The organism is Streptomyces phaeofaciens, from assembly GCF_014648915.1.
Taxonomy (GTDB): domain Bacteria; phylum Actinomycetota; class Actinomycetes; order Streptomycetales; family Streptomycetaceae; genus Streptomyces; species Streptomyces phaeofaciens.
Window position 1 is genome coordinate 238461 of record NZ_BMSA01000008.1, and the last position, 22986, is coordinate 261446.

14 protein-coding genes are annotated in these 22986 nt (G+C 73.0%); 3 read left to right on the top strand and 11 right to left on the bottom strand.

Annotated elements, in window-relative coordinates; all coding sequences use genetic code 11:
- Positions 1 to 3: 3 nt before the first annotated feature.
- Both IE275_RS16670 and IE275_RS16675 read right to left on the bottom strand, forming a co-directional pair.
- Complete coding sequence (locus tag IE275_RS16670) at positions 4 to 1500, bottom strand: AlkA N-terminal domain-containing protein (RefSeq protein ID WP_189712116.1); 1497 nt, start codon at positions 1498 to 1500, stop codon at positions 4 to 6.
- A gap of 136 nt (positions 1501 to 1636) precedes the next feature.
- Positions 1637 to 3667 (bottom strand): heavy metal translocating P-type ATPase, encoded by a 2031-nt coding sequence (locus IE275_RS16675; protein WP_189712079.1) that lies wholly within the window; start codon positions 3665 to 3667, stop codon positions 1637 to 1639.
- A gap of 43 nt (positions 3668 to 3710) precedes the next feature.
- Between IE275_RS16675 and IE275_RS16680 the strand changes: the two genes are divergently transcribed.
- The gene (locus IE275_RS16680; protein WP_189712080.1) at positions 3711 to 4073 is read left to right on the top strand and encodes an ArsR/SmtB family transcription factor; all 363 of its coding nucleotides are present in this window, start codon (positions 3711 to 3713) and stop codon (positions 4071 to 4073) included.
- A gap of 33 nt (positions 4074 to 4106) precedes the next feature.
- On the opposite strand, the gene IE275_RS16685 is transcribed toward IE275_RS16680, so the two are convergent.
- A complete protein-coding gene (locus tag IE275_RS16685) occupies positions 4107 to 5492 on the bottom strand; it encodes a GumC domain-containing protein (RefSeq protein WP_189712081.1) in 1386 nt (461 codons plus the stop codon).
- A 218-nt stretch (positions 5493 to 5710) separates the two neighbouring features.
- Positions 5711 to 7123, bottom strand: coding sequence for a dihydrolipoyl dehydrogenase (lpdA, locus tag IE275_RS16690; RefSeq protein WP_189712082.1), 1413 nt, complete (start codon positions 7121 to 7123; stop codon positions 5711 to 5713).
- 85 nt (positions 7124 to 7208) lie between these two features.
- Between lpdA and IE275_RS16695 the strand changes: the two genes are divergently transcribed.
- Positions 7209 to 7523, top strand: coding sequence for a DUF6980 family protein (locus IE275_RS16695; protein WP_189712083.1), 315 nt, complete (start codon positions 7209 to 7211; stop codon positions 7521 to 7523).
- Between the two features lie 43 nt (positions 7524 to 7566).
- Here the strand turns inward: IE275_RS16695 and IE275_RS16700 are convergent, their stop codons facing one another.
- Both IE275_RS16700 and IE275_RS16705 read right to left on the bottom strand, forming a co-directional pair.
- Positions 7567 to 11475 (bottom strand): glycoside hydrolase family 2 TIM barrel-domain containing protein, encoded by a 3909-nt coding sequence (locus tag IE275_RS16700; protein ID WP_189712084.1) that lies wholly within the window; start codon positions 11473 to 11475, stop codon positions 7567 to 7569.
- Between the two features lie 168 nt (positions 11476 to 11643).
- A complete protein-coding gene (locus IE275_RS16705; protein ID WP_229870268.1) occupies positions 11644 to 15753 on the bottom strand; it encodes a bifunctional nitrate reductase/sulfite reductase flavoprotein subunit alpha in 4110 nt (1369 codons plus the stop codon).
- 281 nt (positions 15754 to 16034) lie between these two features.
- Here IE275_RS16705 and IE275_RS16710 point away from each other — a divergent pair, with 281 nt between their 5' ends.
- Entirely contained in the window at positions 16035 to 17879 is a 1845-nt protein-coding gene (locus IE275_RS16710) for a M1 family aminopeptidase (protein ID WP_189712086.1), read from the top strand.
- 38 nt (positions 17880 to 17917) lie between these two features.
- On the opposite strand, the gene kynU is transcribed toward IE275_RS16710, so the two are convergent.
- From kynU to IE275_RS16735, 5 genes are all read right to left on the bottom strand, one after another.
- Entirely contained in the window at positions 17918 to 19174 is a 1257-nt protein-coding gene (kynU, locus tag IE275_RS16715; RefSeq protein WP_189712087.1) for a kynureninase, read from the bottom strand.
- Entirely contained in the window at positions 19171 to 20016 is an 846-nt protein-coding gene (locus IE275_RS16720) for an alpha/beta hydrolase family protein (protein ID WP_189712088.1), read from the bottom strand. The genes kynU and IE275_RS16720 overlap by 4 nt, the downstream gene beginning before the upstream one ends.
- Complete coding sequence (locus tag IE275_RS16725) at positions 20006 to 20854, bottom strand: tryptophan 2,3-dioxygenase (RefSeq protein ID WP_189712089.1); 849 nt, start codon at positions 20852 to 20854, stop codon at positions 20006 to 20008. Before IE275_RS16725 ends, IE275_RS16720 begins: the two co-directional genes overlap by 11 nt.
- Before the next feature lie 78 nt (positions 20855 to 20932).
- The gene (locus tag IE275_RS16730) at positions 20933 to 21709 is read right to left on the bottom strand and encodes an SDR family oxidoreductase (protein WP_189712090.1); all 777 of its coding nucleotides are present in this window, start codon (positions 21707 to 21709) and stop codon (positions 20933 to 20935) included.
- A 100-nt stretch (positions 21710 to 21809) separates the two neighbouring features.
- Positions 21810 to 22982 carry a 2Fe-2S iron-sulfur cluster-binding protein gene (locus IE275_RS16735; protein WP_189712091.1) on the bottom strand — a complete coding sequence of 391 codons (1173 nt, stop codon included), beginning with the start codon at positions 22980 to 22982 and terminating at the stop codon, positions 21810 to 21812.
- Positions 22983 to 22986: the final 4 nt, after the last annotated feature.

The following is a 22986-nucleotide window of genomic DNA, read 5'->3' on the forward strand; positions in this document are numbered from 1 at the left end:
TCCTTACGCGGGAAGGAAGTTGATCGGGTGGCTGTCGGTGGCCCAGAGGTACTGCACCGCGTACGCGCGCCACGGGCGCCAGGCCGCCGCACGGGCGGTGAGGGCCACCGGGGTGGCGGGCAGGCCCAACTCCTGGGCCGCGCGCCGGACTCCGAGGTCGGTGGGGAGGAAGGCGTCCGGGTCGCCGAGGGCGCGCATCGCGATGACGTCGACCGTCCAGGGGCCGAAGCCGGGGAGCGCGAGGAGCCGGGCGCGGGCTGTCGGCCAGTCGCTGTCCACGTCCAGGTGGAGTGATCCGTCCGCCAGTGCGCGGACCAGGGTGGTGAAGGTGGTCCGGCGGGTGCGGGGCATCGCGAGCGTCTCGGGGTCGACCTCGGCGAGCGCCTCGGGGGTGGGGAAGAGATGGGTGAGGCCGCCCTCCGGGTCGTGCACCGGGTCGCCGTGCGCGGTGACCAGCCGGGCCGCGTGGGTGCGGGCCGCCGCGGTGGAGACCTGCTGGCCCAGGACGGCGCGTACGGCGAACTCCGCCTCGTCGACCGTACGCGGCACGCGACGGCCGGGGGCCTTGTCCACCAGCGGTGCGAGCACCGGGTCCGTGCGCAGCTGGTCGTCGACGGCGACCGGGTCGGCGTCCAGGTCGAGCATGCGCCGGCAGCGGCTGATGGCGACGGTCAGGTCCCGCAGGTCGCTGAGGGTGAGGCGGCAGCCGATGTGGTCGGGGTTCGGCGTCAGCGCGACGATGCCGTGCCCGTAGGGCAGGCGCAGGGTGCGCCGGAAGGCTCCGTCCCGCCATTCCTCCACGCCCGGTACGCCCGTCGCCGCGAGGTGGCCGAAGAGGTTGTCGGGGTTGAGCGGGGCGCGGAAGGGGAGGCGGAGGGTCAGGGTGCCGGGGGTGGCCCCGGTGCCGGTGCCCGTCGCCGGGCCGGCGCCGCCGCGCCGCGGGACTCGGGCGCGCAGTTCGCTCGGGGAGAGCGCGAACACGTCGCGAACGGTGTCGTTGAAGGTGCGGACGGAGGCGAAACCGGCCGCGAACGCCACCTCCGCCATGGGGAGTTCGGTGGTCTCGATGAGGAGGCGGGCCGTCTGCGCGCGCTGGGCCCGCGCCAACGCCAGGGGGCCCGCGCCGAGTTCGGCGAGGAGTTGGCGTTCGACCTGGCGGGTGCTGTAGCCGAGGCGGACGGCGAGGCCCGGAACGCCGTCCCGGTCGACCACGCCGTCGGCGATCAGCCGCATGGCGCGGGCGACCAGGTCGGCGCGCTGGTTCCACTCCGGTGAGCCCGGACTGGTGTCCGGCCGGCAGCGCTTGCAGGCGCGGAAGCTGGCCTGCTGGCAGGCGGCGGCACTGGGCAGGAAGATCATGTTCTCGGGTTTGGGCGGTACGACCGGACAGCTCGCCCGGCAGTAGATGCCGGTGGTCGTGACCGCAGTGAAGAACCAGCCGTCGAACCGCGCGTCCTTGGACCGCACGGCGCGCACACAGCGCTCCCGGTCGCTGTGCATCCCGTTCTGCATGCGTCCAGGATCGACGACGGGGCCGGTCCGCGCTGGCGAGAATCCGACATCAGCCTCGCGCGGCCCGGAGCGCTCGTCCGGTCCCGGTCCCGGTCCCTGTCCTGGTCCCGCCTCCGCCCCCGCTTCACTTCCCGTGCCAGGCGCGCTCCCGGAGCAGCCGCAGGCCGTTGAGGCCGACCAGCACCGTCGAGCCCTCGTGCCCGGCCACCCCGAGCGGCAGGGGCAGCCGCCCGAGCAGGTCCCACAGGACGAGCACGGTGATGGCGGTGGCGGCGATCACCAGGTTCTGGAGCACCAGCCGGCGCGCGGTCCGGGACAGCCGTACGACCGCGGGGACGGCGGTGAGGTCGTCGCGGACGAGGACCGCGTCCGCGGTCTCCAGCGCCAGGTCGGAGCCCACGCCGCCCAGCGCGATCCCGGAGTGCGCGGCCGCGAGGGCGGGCGCGTCGTTGACCCCGTCGCCGACGAACAGCACCTTGTGTCCGTGCCGCTGGAGATCGCGTACGGCGTTCACCTTGTCCTCGGGCAGCAGATCGGCGCGGACGTCCGTGATGCCGGTGGCGGCGGCTGCGCGGGCGGCGGCACCGGCGTTGTCGCCGGTGAGCAGGACCGGGCCGGCGTCGGTGAGGCCGGCGAGCGCGGCGGCCGCCGCGGGGGCGTCGGGGCGCAGCCGGTCGGTGAGGGTGAGGGTGCCGACGGGGGTGGCATCGCGGCTGACGAGGACCGTGGTGGCACCGGTGGGGGTGGAGTCGCGGCCGTCGGCGGGGCGGGCGGGGGGCCGTACCTCGGTGGGGACGCGCGTCGCGTCGGCAGCGGCAGCGGCAGCGGCAGCGGCAGCGGCAGGGTCTTCGGAGCGGCCCACCGTCACCCTGCGGCCCCCGACCACCGCCGCGACCCCCCGTCCCGGCATCGCCGTGAACTCCTCGGCCGGCACGATCGGCAGACCCCGCGCGCGGGCCGCCGTCACGACCGCGCGGGCGACCGGATGCTCGCTGGGGTGTTCCGCGGCCGCGGCGAGCGCGAGGAGCGCGTCCGCGTCGAGGCCGGAGCCCGGCAGGGGGCGTACGCCGGTCACCTCGGGCGTGCCCTCGGTCAGGGTGCCGGTCTTGTCGAGGGCGACCGTGTCGACCTCGCCGAGGCGTTCCATGGCGACGGCCGACTTGACCAGGACGCCGTGGCGGCCGGCGGTGGCGATGGCGGAGAGCAGGGGCGGCATGGTGGCGAGCACGATCGCGCACGGGGAGGCGACGATCATGAAGGTCATGGCGCGCAGCAGCGCGTCCGTGAGGTTCGCGCCGAGGGCGAGCGGTACGGCGAACACGGCGAGGGTGGCGGCCACGACGACGAACGCGTAGCGCTGTTCGATCCTCTCGACGAAGAGCTGGGTCGGGGCCTTGGTCCGGGAGGCCTCCTCGACGAGGGTGACGATCCGGGCGATCACCGACTCGGCGGGGTCGGTCCCGACCCGGACGCGCAGGGCCCCGGTGCCGTTGAGGGTGCCGGCGAAGACCTCGTCCCCGGGGCGCTTGACGACCGGCAGGGGTTCGCCGGTGACGGTGGCCTGGTCGGCCTCGCTGACGCCGTCCACGACCCGGCCGTCGGCGCCGATCCGCTCCCCCGGCCGGACCAGCAGCAGGTCCCCGACGGCGAGTCCGGCGGCCGGGACGGTCTCCTCGCCGTGGGCGGTCAGCCGGGTCGCGGTGTCGGGGGCGAGGTCGAGCAGGCCGCGTACGGAGTCGGCGGTGCGGGCGGTGGCGAGGGCCTCCAGGGCGCCGGAGGTGGCGAAGATGACGATGAGCAGGGCACCGTCGAGGACCTGTCCGATCGCGGCGGCGCCCAGCGCGGCGACGATCATCAGCAGGTCGACGTCGAGGGTCTTCGCACGCAGCGCGCGCAGTCCTTCGAGGGCCGGTTCCCAGCCGCCGGTGAGGTAGGCGGCCGCGTACGGGACGGCGCAGACCCAGGCCGGCAGGCCGAGGCCGATGTCGAGGATCAGGCCGAGCAGGAACGCGAGGGTCGACGCGAGCGCCCAGCGGGCCTCGGGCAGGGCGAGGACGTGGGTGCGCCGGCGCGGCACCGCCGGGGCGGACTGCTCGACGGGGGTGGACACGGAGGTGAGGGTCGCTGACACCCGGGCCACGATACAGGAACACATGAAGACTCATTCATCTGTTCATGTGCGATGGTAAGATGGCCGCATGGGTCATGGAGCCGTCAGCACCGCAGCGACCGCCGTCGAGCGGGTGCGCCTGGACGCGGACAATGTCGCCAAGGTGGCCACCACCCTCCAGGCCCTGTCCACCCCCTCCCGGCTGCTGATCCTCGCGCGGCTGCGCGAAGGCCCCCTGCCCGCCACGGAGTTGGCGGCCGAGGTGGGCATGGAACAGTCGGCGTGCTCGCACCAGCTGCGGCTGCTGCGCAATCTGGGCCTGGTGGTCGGCGAGCGGCGCGGCCGGTCGGTGGTGTACGCGCTGCACGACGACCATGTCGCCGGGCTCCTCGACCAGGCCGTCTACCACGTCGAGCATCTACGGCTGGGCATCAGCGACACGGCCGAGTAGCGCGGCCCGTCGGCCGACGAGCCGGCCGCGGGGTCATGCGGGGGATTCGGTTCCGGAGTCGCCGGCGGGTACTTCGGTTCCGGAATCGTCGGCGGGTGCTTCGGCGGACAGGAAGTCGACGACGCTCAGGGCGAACAGCAGGGTGAGCGCCAGACCGATGACGACCCAGCCGGTCGGGTACGGCCACAGCAGGTAGACGAGGACGGTCGCCGCGACCAGGATCCAGGTGATCCAGGTACGGAACCGGCGCACGAACGGGCCGACCGGGCCGGTGCGCAGTCCCGCGTGGTCGGCGGTCGTACGGACCGCGCCGATGCCCGCGTGCCACAGGCCCCGGACGAAGACGGCCCGGCGGCCCGGCCCGGTGAGCCAGGCGGCCACGGCCACCACCACACCGAGGGCGACCACCACCCGCACGCCGGTGCGCAGGAAGCGGGTCAGCGTGTCGTACACGGACGCGGCGGCCGGCTGGGAGACACCGGCCGGGAGGGCGTCCAGGTAGACCACCCGGAACACGCTCAGGGCGATGCCGAGCGAGAGGGTGGCGAGGGCGAAGCAGAGGGCCGAGACGACGAGGGCGCGGCGGCGGTGGGCGGCGAGCAGCACGCCCGCCGCGACCAGCAGCACGGCCAGTACCGGCAGCCAGAGCCCGGCCAGTTCCAGCAGCCGGACGTAGGTGCGGATCCGGCCGATGTCGTCGGAGCGGACCAGCGTGAAGTCGGTGTGGAGGGTGGGGATCCGGCGGGCGACCGTCAGGCCGTCGTCGGCGAGGCGTTCCTTGACCTCCTCGACGACCGGGGCGAGGTCGAGGGTGACGGTGTCCTTCTCCAGCCGGACCGCGCCGCCCCCGCTGCCGGTGAGGGCCTTGTCCAGGGTGTCGTGGACGCGCCGGTTGGCGTCGGCCCAGATCCGCTGGAAGGCGGCGGAGGCGACGACCGCCCGGGCCTTGTCGTGGACGAAGCTGCGGACCGCGTCCTGCAACGGCTCCCCCAGCGCGCCCAGGGCCTTCTCCAGCAGCGGCCGCTGGGCCGGGGCCGCGCTCTGGAGCAGGGCCGGGAGGTCGAGGCGGCTCATGACGGCGTCGGTGACGCTCGCCGCGGCCGCGTTCTGGATGTCCGGGTCGGAGGCCAGCGGGCGGACGGTGTCGACGTACCGGTCGGTGTCCCCGACCAGTTCGGCGCTCCAGGCGGCGACGACACCCAGCGGGGCCAGCAGGCAGCCCAGGACGACGAGGACGGCCGCGAGGAGGGAGCGCAGGGGGTGGCGGGCAGGGCGGGAGGGAGCGACGGCCGGGGCGGTGGGGGCGTCGCGGGCCGCGCGGAGTTCGGTCTCCAGTACGGCGACCCGGGCGCGCAGCCGCTCCACTTCCCCCGGGCCGGAGGCGTCCTCGGGGCCGGCGGGCGCGGCGCTGTCCGGCATGGCGCGCTCCCTCGTCCGTCGCTGGGGTCCTGTGGCTGTTGCCAGGACACCCCGGGCGTACGGGGACGGCGAGCGTGGCGGGGCCGTCCGGGTGAGCGGCCCCGCCCTAGGCCGTGTCCGCAAAGTGGCGTCGTCTGCCCGCAGGGCAGGGCGTCGCGAGCCAGACGGGACTTTGCGGACACGGCCGAGGGGGTGTCTCGTCGAGACGCCCCCTCGGCTCACATGTTGATCATGTGGCCTGCCAGGCCGTGCACGGCCTCCTTGACGGCCTCGCCCAGGGTCGGGTGGGCGTGGACGTTGCGGGCGACCTCGTGGACGGTGAGGTCCCACTGCTGGGCCAGGGTGAGTTCCGGCAGCAGTTCGGTGACGTCCGGGCCGATCAGATGGCCGCCGATCAGCTCGCCGTGCGTGGCGTCGCTGATGAGCTTGACGAAGCCGGTGGTGTCGCCGAGGCCGTGGGACTTGCCGTTGGCGGAGAAGGGGAACTTCGCGACCTTGACGTCGTAGCCGAGGTCGCGGGCCTGGGCCTCGGTGTAGCCGAAGCTGGCGATCTGGGGCTGGCAGTAGGTGGCCCGCGGGATCATCGCGTAGTCGAGTTCCATCGTCTCGGCGTCGGCGAGGGTCTCGGCGGCGATCACGCCCATCGCCTCGGCGGTGTGCGCGAGCATCAGCTTCGCGGTGACGTCGCCGATGGCGTAGATGTGCGGGACGGACGTACGGCAGCGGCCGTCGACCTCGATCGCGCCCCGCTCGGTGACCTCGACGCCGGTGCTCTCCAGGCCGTAGCCGGTGACGTTCGGGGCGAAGCCGATCGCCTGGAGCACCTTGTCGGCCTCCAGGACCTTCGAGGTGCCGTCCTTGGCGGTGACGGTGACGCGGACCTGCGGGCCGGACTCGTCGATGGCGTCGACCCGGGTGGAGGTGAGCACGTCGATGCCCAGCTTGCGGTACTGGCGGGCGAGTTCGGCGGAGACCTCGGCGTCCTCCAGGGGTGCCATGCGGTCCAGGAACTCGACGACGGTGACCTTCACGCCGTAGTGGTGCAGGACGTAGGCGAACTCGATGCCGATCGCGCCGGCGCCCGCGACGACGATCGACTGCGGGAGGTCCTCGGCGAGGATCTGCTCCTCGTACGTCACCACGCGCGCGCTGCGCTTGGTGCCGGGCAGCAGCCTGGGGGTGGCGCCGGTGGCGATGATGCAGTGGTCGAAGCCGAGGGTGCGGGTGTTGCCCTCGTAGTCGCTCACCTGGAGGGTGTGCGGGTCGAGGAAGGTGCCACGGCCGTCGAACTCGGTGATCTTGTTCTTCTTCATCAGGTAGTGGACGCCCTTGACGCGGCCGTCGGCGACCTTGCGGCTGCGGCGGTAGGCCTCGCCGTAGTCGAAGGAGATCTGGCCGTCCACCTTGATGCCGAAGGTCTTCGCCTCGTGGGTGAAGATGTGCGCCAGTTCGGCGTTGCGCAGCAGGGCCTTGGTGGGGATGCAGCCCACGTTCAGACAGACCCCGCCCCAGTACTTCTCCTCGACGACCGCGACGCGTTTGCCCAGCTGGGCGGCGCGGACCGCGGCGACGTAGCCGCCGGGGCCGGCGCCGAGGACCACGACGTCGAAGCGTTCGTCCTGCTCGGCCATGGGAGGTTTCCTTTTCCGTGGAGTGCGTGACGGGCGGTGCGTAGTGCTGGTCCGATTCTTCCGCGTCGTCGGGCAGAATGCGCGAGTGATCGAACACTGCTGTCATGAGATGGCCCACCAGGTCGATCGGCGGTGCGAGACGCACGCCGACGCCTTCGCCTGCCCGGACGCGCTCGTGCGGTTCGGACCGCGGTTCCAGGAGTACGGGCTGATCGTCCATGACGGGGGCACCGCGACCGTCCGGATCGCTTTCTGCCCGTGGTGCGGACAGCGCCTGCCCGAGTCCCAGCGGGACCGCTGGTTCGACGAGATGGAGGCGCGCGGGATCGACCCCTGGGAGGACGAGGTCCCCCCGGAGTTCGAGGACGGAAGGTGGCTGAGCACGGTCACCGAGGGGTGACCGTGCCCGGCCGAGGAAACGGTTGTCCGCCGGCCGGAGCCCGCTACTCGGGCGTCGCCGTCGGCCGTCGCGACTCCCTCGTCGCGTCGTCGACGTTCCGCAACGGCCGCAGCCGGTAGGTGTAGGCGTAGTCGCGGTCGGCGAACAGCTTGTACTCGTCGTGGGTGTGCGCGCCCCAGCTGTTGTCGCCGCCCACGCCCATCTGACGGTGGCTGACGCGCAGCACGACTTCGGGGCGCGGGGTGAGCTGGTAGTCGTGGCGGGCCCCGACGGACAGGTCCTCGGGGGTGAAGTGCGAGGCGTTGACCTCCAGGAGCGTTTCGCCGGAGACGAGCAGGCCGGTGCCGTCGCGGCCGGTGAGGGCGATCCAGCGGACGTCCGTCCGGTTGCCGTTCTCCTGCGGGCGCAGGTAGGAGGTCCCCTGCCCGGTGACGGTGCCGGAGTACAGGCCGACGTCGGTGGCGTTGTTGCGGTCCCAGTGGTTCTCCTCCGGGCCGCGGCCGTAGTAGCGCAGGTTCTCCAGCCGGGCGGGCAGGAACAGCAGGGTGCCGACCTCCGGGATGTACGGCAGCGAGGCCGCGCCCGGGTGCAGGGTGTTGTCGACCTTGATCTCGGCGTTCCCGAAGACGGTGTAGGTGGTGGTGTACGTCGACTCCGTGGTCGTGGGCAGGGTGCCGGTGACGCCGATCTCGACGGCCCGGTCGCTCAGCGCCCGTACGGTCACGCCGGTCACCGTGCGGCGGGCGCCGGCGTCGCGCCAGGTCTGGTTGCGGGTGTGCTGGCCGTTGCCCCGGTCGTTGTCGGTGGGGGCCCGCCAGAAGTTCGGGGCCGGGCCAAAGGAGAGCAGCTCGGCGCCACCGGCCCGGTACGAGGTGATGACGCCGGTCTGCTTGTCGACGGCGACGGAGAAGCCCCGGCCGGTGACGGTGACCGTGTCGGCGGTGTCCGTGTGGGCGAGCGCCGGGACACCGTCCGGTGACACGGGGGTGACGGCGGGGCTCGCGGCGTCGACGGCGAGCTGCTGCTTGGCCACCTCGAAGCCGGCCTCGGCCCACTTCGTGGACTCGCGGGTGGTGAAGGACAGCCGGAGGAAGTACTCGGCGCCGGGGGCCGGGTCGCCCGGGAGCCGGAAGGGCACGGTGATGTCCTTGCTCGACAGCGGCGCCACGTCGAGCTGTGCGCGGCTGAGTCTGCCGCGCCGGACCACCTGTCCGTCGCCGACGAGTTCCCAGTGTCCGTCGAACGCGCGGAGGTTGGTGAAGAGGTACTCGTTGGTGAGGGTGACGGCCGCGCCGGGGGCGAGCCGGTCGCCGTCGGCGGGTGCGGCGTTGACGGCCTGGTAGATCTGCTTGACCTCGGCGGACTTGCCGGTGAGGCCGCGGTCGGCGGTGACGATGCCGTCGCCGGAGAAGGCGCCGTCGTTGGGGTTGTCGCCCCAGTCGCCGCCGTAGGCCAGGAACGTCTCGTCGCGGGGCCGCTTCTCGGTGTGGCCGGCGGTGGCGGCGTCGAACCAGAACCGTACGCCGTCGTCGCCCGCGCCCCGGCTGTCGGAGGCCAGTTCGGCGGCGGTCAGGGAGCGTGCGTAGACCCGGGCCCGGCGGACGGTGCCGCTGAACTCGCGGGTCGGGTTGTCGACGTCGGTGGCGAGGGCGAGGGACGCGGTGTTGCCGCTGGGGCGCCGGGTGGTGGTCCGGGTGGCGCGTACGGAGCCGTCGACGTACAGGGTGAGGGTGCCCGCGTCCGCGTCGAAGACACCCGCGACATGGTGTTCGCGGCCGGTCCAGTCGTCCGGGAGCGCCCAGGTGGCGGTGATCCACTGGCCGCCGCCGTGGATGAAGAACTCCAGGGTGCGGCCCGACTGCTTGAGGGCGTACTGGGTGTCGCCCTTGGCGATGATCGGCTGGTGGTAGCCGGTCGCGCCCGGGGTGATCCAGGCCTCCAGGGTGAGGGAGCCGGTGAGGTCGAGGCGTTCGTCGCGGGGGAAGACGGTGCCGCCCCGGACGCCCTCGTCCCGGCTGAAGGTGCCGGCGGGGGCGATGATCTCGCCGCTCAGGGCGGCGGGCCCGGTCTCGGTGAGGAACGTGCGGGCCGGGGTGGGCCAGCTGAGGGCCTGGTCGACGAAGTCCCAGATCCAGCCGCCCTGGAGCACGTCGTGGCGGCGGACGAGGTCCCAGTACTTCTTGAAGTTGCCGTTGGAGTTCCCCATCCCGTGGGAGTACTCGATCATCACGTACGGGCGGGTGTCGGCCGTGTCCTTCGCGCGGGCCTCGACGCGGGAGGGGCTGTCGTACATCTCGGAGCGGATGTCGCTGATGCCGGGGCGGTCGTCGCCCTCGTACTGGATGACGCGGGTGGTGTCGTAGGAGCGGATCCAGTCGTACATGGCGGTGAACGTGCTGCCGCCGCCCGCCTCGTTGCCGAGCGACCAGATGACGACGCTGGCGTGGTTCTTGTCGCGGTGGACCATGTTCTGGGCGCGGGCGACGCACGCCGTGGTCCACTCGGCGTGGTCGCCGGGGTACTGGCCGCGGATGCCGTGGGTCTCGAGGTTGGTCTCGTCGACGAGGTACAGGCCGTACTCGTCGGCGAGTTCGAGCCAGATCGGGTTGTTGGGGTAGTGCGAGGTGCGGACGGTGTTGATGTTCAGCCGTTTGATGATCTCGATGTCCCTGACCATGTCGGCGCGGGTGAGGGCCGATCCGTGCACCGGGTGCATCTCGTGGCGGTTGGTGCCCCGGAGGGAGACCGGCTTGCCGTTGATGCGCATCAGGCCGTCCCGCAGCGCGAACTCGCGCAGGCCGACCCGGTGGGAGAGGGTCTCGATCACCTTTCCGGCCGGGTCGCGCAGCCGGAGCACGGCGGTGTACAGGTCGGGGTGTTCGGCCGACCACAGGCGTGGCCGGGGCACGGCCCTGGTGGCCCGGACGGTCTGTTCCTCGCCCGCGCCGAGGGCGACGGCCTGCGTGAGCGGTCTGGGCCACACCGGGTGCCCGTCGGCGTCGTGGAGCTGGGTCTCGACGGTGTAGCGGCCGGCGCCCTCGCCGCCGTAGTCCCGCACGCTGGCGGTGACCGAGAGCGCGGCGGCCGTGTGGTCGTCGCTCAGCGGGGTGTCCAGCCGGAAGTCGCGCAGATGGACGGCCGGGGTGGAGTACAGGTAGACCGAGCGGAAGATGCCGCTCAGCCGGATCATGTCCTGGTCCTCCAGCCAGTCGCCGTCGGAATAGCGGTAGACCTCGACGGCGATCTGGTTGGTGCCCGGCGAGAGGTGCGGGGTGATGTCGTACTCGGCCGGGTCGTAGGAGTCCTCGTGGTAGCCGACCAACTGGCCGTTGATCCATACGTAGTGGGCGGACTTGACCCCTTCGAAGTGCAGGAAGGTCCGCCGTCCGTCCCAGTCGCGCGGGACGGTGAAGGTACGGCGGTACTGGCCCACGGGGTTGTAGCGGGTGGGGGCGGCCGGCGGCTGCGCGTCCTCGCCGTGGCCGTTGGCGCCCCACCACGGGTAGGTGATGTTGATGTAGATCGGGCGGTCGTGGCCGTGCAGCTGCCAGGCGGAGGGGACGGGGATGGTGTCCCAGCCGCTGTCGTCGAGGTCGGTGCGATGGAAGTCGGCGTCGCGGTCGTCCGGGCGGTCGGCGTGGGCGAACCTCCAGATGCCGTCGAGGCTCAGCCGGTACGGGGAGCGGGTGCGGTCGGCGGCGAGGGCCTGGGCGAGGGTTCCGTACGGCATGAGGGTGGTGTGCGCGGGCTCGGTGCCGAGGCGGAAGACGTCGATGTGGCCGTTCCACTCGGGGGTGGTGCCGGCCGCGGCGGCCCGGTGGGTGCCGGCGGGTGCGGACAGGGCGAGCGCGCCGAGGACGGCGGCGGATCCTTCGAGGAGACGACGACGGCTGACGACCACCCGCTGGGGGCGGTCCGGCCGGTCCATGGACGACACGTGCGGGTGCGACATGACCACGACCTTCCTCGGGGCGGACCGTGCGGCTGCACGGACGGAGGGTGCGTCAGATCTTGTCGGATAGTGTTGATAAACCGAACAGTGGCACGCCGTGATGGCCAAATTTCAACTCACTTCGGCGCAACGCCACTTGGCTCCCGGCGGCCCCGTCCGCCGCCGCCCTCAGTACACGTCCCGCACGTACCGCTTGTCGGCGGCGAGCTGCTTGACGTACGCCGCCGCCTCCGGCTCGCCGAGGCCGCCGTGGACGACGGCGACGTCGCGCAGCGCCTGGTCGACGTCCTTGGCCATGCGGGAGGCGTCGCCGCAGACGTAGAAGTGCGCGCCGTCCTGGAGCCAGGACCACAGCTGGGAGCCGTGCTCGCGCATCCGGTCCTGCACGTACACCTTGGCGCGCTGGTCGCGGGAGAACGCGGTGTCCAGGCGGGCGAGGGTGCCGTCGGCCGTCAGGGCGGCCAGTTCCTCCTCGTAGTAGAAGTCCGTCGCCCTGCGCTGCTCGCCGAAGAACAGCCAGTTGGGCGCCCGGTGCCCGCGGGCCCGGCGCTCCTGGAGGAAGCCGACGAAGGGTGCCACGCCGGTGCCGGGTCCGACCATCACCATGGGCGTGGCGGAGTCGGCGGGCGGCCGGAACTGCGGGGCGCGCTGGACGTGCACGGCGACCTCGGTGTCCGGGGCGGCGTCCGCGAGGAAGGGCGAGCAGACGCCCTGGCGGGGCCGGCCGGCCAGGTTCTCGTAGCGCACCACGGAGACGGTGAGGGAGACGAGGTGGGGGTCGATCAGCGGGCTGGAGGATATGGAGTACAGGCGGGGCTGGAGCCGGCCCAGCACCTCGGCCCACTCCTGGGCACCGGCCCGGATCCCGAACTCGGCGACCACGTCGACGGCCTGCCGGCCCCAGGACCACTTCGCCAGCTCCCCCTTGTTGTCCGGGCGCAGCAGCTTGCGCAGCTCGCGCGGGTCGCGGGCGCGCTCGGCGGTGAAGCGGAGCAGGGCCGGGGTGATCCGGGTGATGTCGAGGTGGCGCAGCAGCGCCTCGCCGAGGGGGAGCTCGCCGGTCGCGCCGAGCCGCACCGGTGCGTGCGCGTCGAGTCCGGTGACGGTCAGCCACTCCTGCACCAGTGCCGTGGAGTTGAGCGGCCGCACGCCGAGGGCGTCGCCCGCCTCGTACGTCAGCGGGGTCTCGCTGTCGCGGGTGTCGAAGGTGAAGCGCCGGACCTCCTTGCCGGAACCCGGAAGGCTCAGCAGCCGGTTGCCGGTGAGGCGGGCGATGACGGGGGCGGGGCGCTTGGGGCGGGCGGGGACGGCGGCCGGAGCCGCGGCGGGGACGGCCTCGGTGACCGTCGTGGCCGCCGAGGGAGCGGCCCCCGCCGCCTCCTTGAGCGCCGTGAGCACCTGGTCCAGCCAGGCCTCCGCCTGCGGCTCGAAGTCGGGTTCGCAGTCGGTGCGCGGGGCCAGCCGGACCGCTCCGAGTTCGTCCATCCGGTCGTCCAGGCGGCGGCCGTGCCCGCAGAAGTCGTCGTAGGAGGAATCGCCGAGGGCCAGGACGGCATAGCGGCGGCCGCTGAGGCGGCCGGTGTCGAGGGCGGTGAGGCCGTCCCAGAAGCCGGCGCCGTTGTCGGGGGCGTCGCCGTCGCCGAAGGTGCTGGTGATCAGCAGCAGGTCGGCGTCGGAGGGCAGGGTGGCGGGGTCGGCCTCGTCCATGGCGACGAGGGAGGGCGCGTGGCCGCCCGCCTCTAGCCGGGCGGCGGTGGTGGCGGCGAACTCCTCGGCGTTGCCGGTCTGCGAGGCCCACAGGATCACCACGCTGCGGCCGGGGGCGTCCTCGTGCGGGTGCGCGGGTGCCGTGGCCGTGCGGGAGTACATGCCGGCGAGGGTGCCGTTGACCCACAGGGCGTGCTCGGGGCTGAAGGGCGCGTCCGCGGGCAGGACGGGGACGCCGGGGGCACCGGCCGGGATGCCCGCGAGGAAGCCGACCAGGTACTGGCGCTCACGCTCGGTGAGGACCGGCGGCGGGGCGGGCGCCAGCCCGAAGACGGAGGCGGCGGACGGCAGCACGGCGGTGGGCGCGAGGACGGGGGCCGGTGTCACGGCCGCCGGGGCCTGCACGCTGACCGGTGTGGACACTTTCGTCAGGGACACCGCGCATACCTTCAGCTCGGGCTGGAAGGAGAGCGGGTCGACGGCGTCGCTGGTCACCGCGTTGACGCTGAGGTACTCGCCGAAGAGGTCGTTCCAGTGGAACGGCGCGAAGCAGGAGCCGGGCAGCACCCGGTCGGTGACCACGGCGGGCAGCACGGCGCGCCCGCGCCGGGAGGCGACCTCGACCGAGTCGCCGTCGGCGACGCCGAGGGCTGCCGCGTCCTCGGGGTGGACCTCGACGAACGGCCCGGGGTCGAGCTTGTTGAGCTTGGCGACCCTGCCGGTCTTGGTCAGGGTGTGCCACTGGTGCTGGAGCCGGCCGGTGTTCAGGACGAACGGGTAGTCGTCGTCCGGCATCTCGGCGGGGGCGAGGTGCGGGCGGGGGTGGAAGACGGCGCGGCCGGACGCGGTGGCGAAGGTGAGCGTGCCGTCGGGGCCGGCGTAGCGGACCGGGTTGCGGGCGGGGCCGCCGGCGGTGGCGGCGGGCCACTGCACGGGGGTCTCGCGGAGCCGGTCGTAGGTGACTCCCCGCAGGTCGTAGCCGGTCTGCGGGTTGTGGAAGCGCTTGATCTCCTCGAAGATCTCCTCCGCCGAGTCGTAGGAGAAGCCGTCCTCGTACCCCATCGCGCGGGCCACGGCGGCGATCAGGCGCCAGTCGGCGGTGGCCTCGCCGGGCGGGTCGGCGGCGGGGCGGGCGAGGGTGAGGTTGCGTTCGCTGTTGATCAGGACGCCCTCGGTCTCGGTCCACAGGGCGGCGGGCAGGACGACGTCGGCGTAGGCGTTGGTCTCGGTGTCGGCGAAGACGTCCTGGGCGACGACGAACTCGGCGGCCTCCAGGCCCTCGATGACCGTCCTGCGGTTGGCGACGGAGGCGACCGGGTTGGTGCAGATGATCCAGCAGGCCTTGATCTCGCCGTCGGCCATCTTCCGGAACATCTCGACGGTGCCCTTGCCGACGCCGTCGGCCCGGATCGTGCCGGGCTCGAGCCCCCAGACGTCCTCGGTGAGGGCGCGGTCGGCGTCGACGAGCACGGAGCGCTGGCCGGGCAGGCCGGGGCCCATGTACCCCATCTCGCGCCCGCCCATGGCGTTGGGCTGGCCGGTCAGGGAGAACGGGCCGCTGCCGGGGCGGCAGATCTTGCCCGTGGCGAGGTGCAGGTTGATCAGGGCGTTGGTGTTCCAGGTGCCGTGGGTGGACTGGTTGAGGCCCATGGTCCAGCAGCTGGTCCACTCCCCCGCCTCGCCGATCAGCCGGGCGGCCTCGCGCAGGTCGGCCTCGGGGATGCCGGTCAGCTCCGCGACGGTGGCCGGCGGGTAGTCGGCGAGGAAGCCGGGCATCGCCTCCCAGCCCTCGGTGTACGCGGCGACGAAGTCGGGGTCGGTGTGGCCGTCCTCGTGCAGGAGGTGCAGCAGGCCGTTCAGGAGGGCGAGGTCGGTACCGGGCCTGACCTGGAGGAACAGATCGGCCTTGGCCGCCGTGGCGGTGCGGCGCGGGTCGACGACGATCAGTTTCGCGCCCGCCTTCACCCGGTCCATCATCCGCAGGAAGAGGATGGGGTGGCAGTCGGCCATGTTGGAGCCGATGACGAAGAAGACGTCCGCCGTGTCGAGGTCGTCGTACGAACCGGGCGGGCCGTCGGCGCCCAGGGACAGCTTGTAGCCGGTTCCCGCGCTCGCCATGCACAGCCGGGAGTTCGACTCGATCTGGTTGGTGCGCAGATAGCCCTTGGTCAGCTTGTTCGCCAGGTACTGCGCTTCGAGGCTCATCTGGCCGGAGACGTAGAGGGCGACCGCGTCGGGGCCGTGCTCGTCGACGATCGCCCGCAGCCGCCGGGCGGTCTCGGCGACCGCCGCGTCCACCGGGGCGGGCTCCGGTTCCTCGCCCCGGTCCGCGCGGACGAGGGCGGTGGACAGCCGGCCGGGGGCGGCGAGCATGTCGGCGGTGGTGGCGCCCTTGGTGCAGAGCCGCCCCTGGTTGGCGGGGTGCTGCTTGTCCCCGGACGCCTTCAGGACCGTACGGCGTCCGTCCGGTCCGCGGCCGATGTCGAGGACCATGCCGCAGCCGACACCGCAGTACGAGCAGACCGTGCGCACCTTCGTCGCGCTGTCGGTCCGCGGGTCCGGCACGGCCACGGGCGCTCCCTTCGTTCTGACGATCGGCCTGGTGAGAGCCATGGTGACCGTACGAAGTGTGCATTACGCAGGTGTCTCCCGAACGGGCCACCAGGGGTTAAGCCCGGCGCACAGCGGACGGCGGGCGGATGTGAGCGGGAGCCCGTGGCCCTCCCGGAGCCGCTTTCTGTGGGATTCCTTTGCCTTGCCTCTATGGCATGGACTTGTCAAACATGTCAGGCTTCCCTCACCCGTCGCACACCGCTGCTCTCCGTTCGGCCCACCCCGCAAAGGAGCCACGTGTGAGACCCACCCCCCGCAAGGCCCTGGCCGCGAGCGCGCTCGCTCTCGCCGCCGTCGCCACCCTCTCCCTCCCCGCGACCCCGGCGGCCGCCGCACCGGACGCCGCCTGCACCCCGGCCCAGGTGGTCGCCAACGGCGGCTTCGAGAGCGGTGCCACGTCCTGGACGCAGTCCTCGACGAGCGTGGTCACCAACCGCACCGGCCAGAGCGCCCACGGCGGCGGCTACTACGCCTGGCTGGACGGCACCGGCGGCACCCACACCGACACGCTCTCGCAGAGCGTGACCGTCCCGTCCGGCTGCGCCAGTGCCACCCTCACCTTCTGGCTGCACATCGACACCGCCGAGACCACGTCCTCCACGGCCTACGACAAGCTCACCGCCAAGATCGGCTCGACGACCCTCGCGACCTGGTCGAACCTCGACAAGAACACCGGATACGTCCAGAAGACGTTCGACGTGTCCGCGTTCGCCGGCCAGACCGTCGCCCTCGCCTTCACCGGCACCGAGGACTCCAGCCTCCAGTCGAGCTTCGTCCTCGACGACATCGCGCTGAACACCGCCGACGGCACCACCCCGCCCGCGGACTCCACCCGGACGCCCATCTCCCCGTCGTACACCGTCAGCCTCACCAGCAACACCGCCGGGACCGTGTGGACCGGGCACCAGAGCGCGACCTTCACCAACGCCTCCGCCACTCCGCTCGGCGAGGTCTATCTGCGGCTGTGGGACAACTACCACGGCACCTGCTCCACCACGCCGATCACGGTCGGCAATGTCACCGGCGGCACCGCGGGCGCGCTCTCGGTCGGCTGCACGGCACTGCCGATCACCCTGTCCACCCCCCTCGCACAGGGGCAGAGCGCCACGATCGGCTTCGACCTGGGCATCTCCGTACCCAGCGGCGCCGACCGGTTCGGCTACGACGGGGCGTTCAGCTTCATCGGGAACGCGCTGCCCGTCCTGGCGGTGAAGGACGGCGCGGGCTGGCACCTGGACCCGTACACCAACAACGGCGAGTCGTTCTACTCGCTGGCCGCCGACTTCCGGGTGACCCTCGACCACCCCAGCACCCTGCTCGTCCCGGCCACCGGCACCTCGGTGGACACCCCCGGCACCAGCGGGCGCACGGTCACCACCGCGACCGCGACCCAGGTCCGCGACTTCGCCTGGGCCGCCGGGCCGTTCAGCAAGATCTCCGGCACCTCGGCCGCCGGCACCCCGGTCAACGTCTACTCCGTCTCCGGCATCAGCGCCGCCAACGCCCAGTCGATGCTGACCACCGCCCGGACCGCCGTCGACGCGCACGCCGCCCGGTTCGGCGCCTACCCGTACGGCGAGCTGGACGCCGTGATCGACAACAACTTCTGGTTCGGCGGCATGGAGTACCCGGGCTTCGTCCTCGACCTGGTCAGCACGACCGCGCTCACCCATGAGATCGGCCACCAGTGGTGGTACGGCATCGTCGGCGACGACGAGTACACCAGCCCCTGGCTGGACGAGTCGTTCACCGACTACGCCACCGACCTCGCGCTCGGCAAGACCGGCACCGGCTGCTGGAGCAGCGTCTCCTGGGCCTCGTCGGCCGAGAAGATCACCAACTCGATGGCCTACTGGGACACCCACTCCTCCCGGTACTCCACCGTCGTCTACGGCTACGGCAAGTGCGCCCTGCACGACCTGCGGCGGCTGATCGGCGAGACCGCCATGACCAAGCTGCTGAAGGACTACGCCACGGCCCACTGGTACGGCGTCTCGACCACGGCCGAGTTCAAGGCGGCCGCGCAGGCCGCCACGACCACGGACCTGACGTCGTTCTGGACCACCCACCGCATCGAGGGCTGAGCGGGCCCCGGGGACGGCACGGCCGCGGCCGTGCCGTCTCAGGTCACCGCACCGCGCTCGGGCGCCGCGTCGTACGCGCCCGTCGTCACGATCTCCCGCAGACAGGTCACCGCCCGAAGGACGTCCGCGTGCGAGAGGTAGAGGGCGTTGACGCCGAAGCGCAGCAGGTCGGGGGCGCGCATGTCGCCGACGATCCCGCGCGCGGCCAGCGCGCGGACCAGGCCGTAGGCGTGCGGGTGCCGCAACGACACCTGGCTGCCCCGGCGTTCGGGGTCGGCCGGGGTGACCGGCTCGAAGCCCAGGCCGTCCAGCAGGGTGCCGGCGCAGCGCAGCAGGAAGCCGGTCAGGGACAGGCTCCTGGCGCGGACCTGCTCCAGGTCGAGGTCGTCGAAGACGGTGAGCGCGGCTTCGAGGCAGAGCAGGGAGAGCATCGGGGGTGTGCCGATGCGGCCCCGCGCGATCCCGGGGGCCGGGGTGTAGGTGTCGTGCAGCCCGAACGGGTCGGCGTGGCCGGTCCAGCCGGTCAGGGCGGGACTCCAGTGCTCGTGGTGCCGTTCGGCGACATAGAGGAAGGCGGGGGCGCCCGGTCCGCCGTTGAGGAACTTGTAGCCGCAGCCGACGGCGAAGTCCACGCCGAGCGCGTCCAGCCGGACGGGCATCGCCCCGGCCGCGTGGCACAGGTCCCACAGGACGAGCGCGCCGGCCTCGTGCGCGGCCCCGGTCAGGGCGGCGATGTCGTGGAGTTCACCGGTGCGGTAGTCGACGGGCGAGTAGCCGACCACGGCGACCCGGTCGCCCTCGGCGGCGAGCAGGCCGTGGAGGTCGGCGGGCCGTACCCGGCGCACCTCCAGACCGGTCCGGGCGGCCACCGAGTCGGTGAGGTACCGGTCGGTGGGAAAGTGGTCGGGGTCGGTGACCAGCAGGGGGCGGCCGGGGCGCAGGGCGGCGGCGGCGCCGAGGGCGTTGTACAGCTGCACGCTGGTCGAGTCGCCGACGAGGGTCTGCCCCGGGGCGGCGCCGACGATCCGGCCGACGGTGTCGCCGACCCGGACGGGGGCCTCCCACCAGGCGTGGGTGTTCCAGGAGGCGATGAGGTCGGTGCCCCACTGCCGGTGCAGGACGTCGTCGAGGACGGGCGGGACGGCGGCGGGCAGCGGGCCGAGCGAGTTGCCGTCGAGGTACACGACGTTCTCGGGCAGCAGGAACCGGCCGCGGGTGTCCGCGAGGGGCGCCTCGGCATCCAATGCGGCTGCTCTGGCGGCGAGTTCGGTGTGGGAGGGTGGTGCGGTGGTCACGGTCGGGGGGACTCCTCCGGTGCGGGGCCGCCGTCCCCGGCCCGGGGTACGGACAGACGGCGCAGGGTGTCGGCGACGGCCCGCGCGGCCGGGGCGCCGGGCTCGATCAGTGTGTAGTGGCCGGTGCCGGGCAGGACGACGGTCTCCAGGTCCCGGTGCACGGCGGCGTAGTCCGCGAACTGGGTGAGCGGGACCTCCTCGTCGGCCTCGCCGTGCAGCAGCACGGTACGAACCCCGGTCGTGCCCGCCTCCTTGAGCAGGGTGAGCGGATCGACGAACGGCAGCCGTTCGTCGAACTCCGCGGGTCCGCCCAGGAGTTGCAGTGCGGCATCACCGCTGAGGCGGTCCCGGCGGGTGGCGTCGAGATCGGTCAGCGGGGCGAGCGCGAGAACGGCCGGAGGCAACTTTGCGGTGTGCCAGGGGGATTCGGGCGGCAGCAGGGAGCGGGCCGCGCACCACAGCGCGAGATGACCGCCCGAGCAGTGCCCGGCCAGCACGTACGGGCGCCCCTGGGGCAGGGTGTCGACGATCCGGGCGATGTCGTCGAAGGTCTCGGGGTACCCGCCGGCGCCCCCGGACCTGCGGAAGCCGGGCAGCAGCACCGAGAAGCCCTGCTGCGCGAGGTGGGCGGCGAACGGGGTGAGGTGCATCCGGTCGTAGCGCCAGTAGCCGCCGTGCAGCAGGATCACCAGCGGGGCGGCCGGGTCCTCGGCGGGCCACGCGTCGTAGACCTGGTGCGGATGGTCGCCGTACCGGCCGTGGACGGGGGCCAGGACCGGCCGCAGCGACAGGACGCGCTTCTCCTCCTCGGCGGCGAACGCCGAGATCTCCCTAGATGTCACCGCGGACCGCCCACAGTTCGGGGAAGACCAGCCGGTCCGCGCGCGCCCGGAGGAAGTCCACCCCCGAGGAACCCGCGCTGCCGGTCTTGGCGCCCATGGCGCGCCGCACCACCATGACGTGGTCGAAGCGCCAGCGGGTGACCCGTTCGGCGATGTCCGTGAGGAGTTCGCCGAGCGCGAGCAGCGGATGGTGCTGCGGGCCGGTGTACACGTGCCGCCAGGCCTCGGTGACTCCGGGATCGGCCTCGTAGGGCAGGGTGACGTCCCGCTCCCGGACGTGTTCCGGCACGGGCAGGCCCTGGCGGTACAGATACGCCAGCACCTCGTCGTAGAGCGAGGGTTCCCGGTGGGCGTCGCGCAGCGCCTCGTGGACCCTCGTATCGCCCTGATGGGCGCGGACCAGCGTCGCGGACTTCTCGCCGAGCAGGAACTCCATGTGCCGGTACATCGCGGACTGGAAGCCGGAGGCCTGGCCGAACGCGGCCCGGAATCCGTTGAACTGAAGGGGCGTCAGGGCAGCGATGGGCTGCCAGGAGTCGACGAGGGCACCCACCGCGCGCCGGCTGCGCACCAGGGCGTCCGTGGCGGCGTCCAGGTCGTCCTTGGCGAAGGCGTCCCGGGCGGTGCGCCATTCGTGGACGATCAGGGTGAACCAGAGTTCCATCACCTGGGTGGTGACGAGGAAGCCCATCTCGTCGGCGGCCTCGGTGAGCGGCTGCTGGAGGGAGTTGAGGACCGAGGCGTGCACATAGTCGTCGTAGGGGCTCACGCCGGGAAACGGCTGGACCAGCGGGTCGTCCGGTGACAGATCCGCGAGCGCGGACGTGCCGTCGTTCATGGATGGCTCCTTGGGGCTTCCGCTCTGGGGGGTGGGCGGGGCGCGGCGGGGGTGGTGCGCGCGCCGGTGGGGCGGGGCTCACAGGCCGAGGTGGACGCCTCCGGTGGCGTCGATCCACTGGCCCGTCACCCAGCGGGCCTCGTCGCTCGCGACGAAGGACACCACGTCGGCGATGTCCGCGGGGGCGCCGAGCCGGTTGAACACCGAGGCCGCGGCGAGCGCCTGGCGGATCTGCGGGTTCTGCAGGGTGGGGTTGATCTCGGTCTCGGTGAAGCCGGGCGCGACCGAGTTCACGGTGATGCCGCGCGGGCCGAGCTGGAGGGCCAGCGAGAGGGTGAGGCTGTCCAGGGCGGCCTTGGTCATCGTGTACGTGGCGATCGCCGGGTAGGCGATCCTGGTGGCGCCGGAGGAGACGGTGATGATCCGTCCGCCGTCCCGGATCCGCCCGAGGGCCTGCTGGAGGATGAAGTACGGCGCCTTGGTGTTGATCGCGAAGACGCGGTCGTAGTCCTCCTCGGTGACGTGCTCGATCGGCCTGGGCAGGGTGATGCCCGCGTTGTTGACGACGATGTCCACGCCGGGCGCCGCGTCGCGGGCGGCCAGGGCGCGGTCGAAGGCGTCCCAGAGGGTGGCGGCGTCGCCGGGGACGCCCAGTTCGGCGTGGATCGCGAAGGCTCGGCCGCCGTCCGCCTCGATCTCCTTGACCGTGCGCTCGGCGGCGGTGTGGTCGTGCCCGTAGTGCACGGCGACCAGCGCGCCCTCGCGGGCGAGGCGTCCGGCGACGGCCCGGCCGATGCCGCGGCTGCCGCCCGTGACCAGGGCGGTCCTGTCCTGGTGTCGTCCGGTGGTGGTCAAGTGCGTGTCCTTTCGGGCGGCCGCCGGACGGTTCTCGGGCGGCTTTGGGGGCTTTGGGGGCTTTGGGGGTCGTTCGAAGTGCGTTCGGGCGACGAGCCCTTCACGCGTCGAAGTCGAGCGTGAGGTCGTCGCCGGCGGGCCGGGCGCGGCAGGCGAGGGTGTAGCCGGCCGCCAGGTCCCGCGGGTCGAGGGCGTGCTGACGGCCCAGGGTCACCTCGCCGGACACGACGAGTGCCCGGCAGCTGCCGCAGACGCCGTCGCGGCAGGCGTACGGGGCGTCCGGGCGGGCCCGCAGCACGGCGTCCAGCACCACGTGGTCGTCGGGGGCCATCGTCACGGCGGTGGTCCGGCCGCCGATCACCGCGCGGACCCGGCCGGGCCGGGCGGACCCGGCGGATCCGGCGGGGGTGGCGGTCGTGGCGGGGTCCGGTTCGGGGGGCGCGCCGTCGGCGGAGAAGAGTTCCCGGCGGATGTTCTCGGGGGGCGCGCCCCAGGCGGTGAGGGTCGTGCGCGCGGTCTCGACCAGGCCCCACGGTCCGCACAGCGCGAACGTGGTGGAGCGGTCGGGGCGGGCGCCGAGGAGGGCGAGCAGACGGCGCAGGCGGTCGGCGTCGACGCGACCGGTGAACAGGTCGCTCTCGCGGCGCTCGCGCGAGAGGACGTACAGGGCGGTGAAGCGGTCGACGAACGCGTCCTTGAGTTCGGCGAGTTCGTCGGCGAGCAGGGCCGTGCCCGCCGTGCGGGCGGCGTGGACCAGGGAGACCCGGCAGCCGGGGTCGTCGCGCAGGGCCGCGGCGGCCAGGGCGGCCAGCGGGGTGATGCCGCTGCCGCCGGCGATCAGGACGTGATGGGCGCCGGGGATCGCCGGCAGGGCGAACGTCCCTGCGGGCGGAGCGAGTTCGAGGGTGTCCCCGGCCTCCAGGGCGGTGCGGGCGTGAGCGCCGAAGCCGTCGGGGGTGTTGCGCTGGATCACCAGGCGCAGGGCGCCGGGGTCACCGGGCGGCGGGCACACCGAGTAGGTGCGGCGCAGTTCGCGGCCGGGCGGCCGGTGGCGTACGACGACATGCCGGCCCGGGGCGGCGGCGAAGGTGGCGGCGAGGTCCGGCGGGACGACCAGCGTGACGGCGACGGCGTCCTCGGTCAGCGGCTCCTTGTGCGCGACGGTGAGCCGGTGCCAGCCGGTACGGCGGGCCGCGGTCACGGGAACCGCCGATGCGGCCGATACGGCCGGGGTGGTCGGGGTGGTCGGGGTGGTCGGGGTGGTCGTGTTCATGGTG

Bases quoted from the DNA above. Each gene is read 5' to 3' on its own strand.
- IE275_RS16685 (WP_189712081.1), bottom strand. From the start codon at position 5,492: ATGCCGGACAGCGCCGCGCCCGCCGGCCCCGAGGACGCCTCCGGCCCG.
- IE275_RS16735 (WP_189712091.1), bottom strand. From the start codon at position 22,982: ATGAACACGACCACCCCGACCACCCCGACCACCCCGACCACCCCGGCC.
- IE275_RS16675 (WP_189712079.1), bottom strand. From the start codon at position 3,667: ATGTGTTCCTGTATCGTGGCCCGGGTGTCAGCGACCCTCACCTCCGTG.
- lpdA (WP_189712082.1), bottom strand. From the start codon at position 7,123: ATGGCCGAGCAGGACGAACGCTTCGACGTCGTGGTCCTCGGCGCCGGC.
- IE275_RS16670 (WP_189712116.1), bottom strand. From the start codon at position 1,500: ATGCACAGCGACCGGGAGCGCTGTGTGCGCGCCGTGCGGTCCAAGGAC.
- IE275_RS16725 (WP_189712089.1), bottom strand. From the start codon at position 20,854: ATGAACGACGGCACGTCCGCGCTCGCGGATCTGTCACCGGACGACCCG.
- IE275_RS16700 (WP_189712084.1), bottom strand. From the start codon at position 11,475: ATGTCGCACCCGCACGTGTCGTCCATGGACCGGCCGGACCGCCCCCAG.
- IE275_RS16680 (WP_189712080.1), top strand. From the start codon at position 3,711: ATGGGTCATGGAGCCGTCAGCACCGCAGCGACCGCCGTCGAGCGGGTG.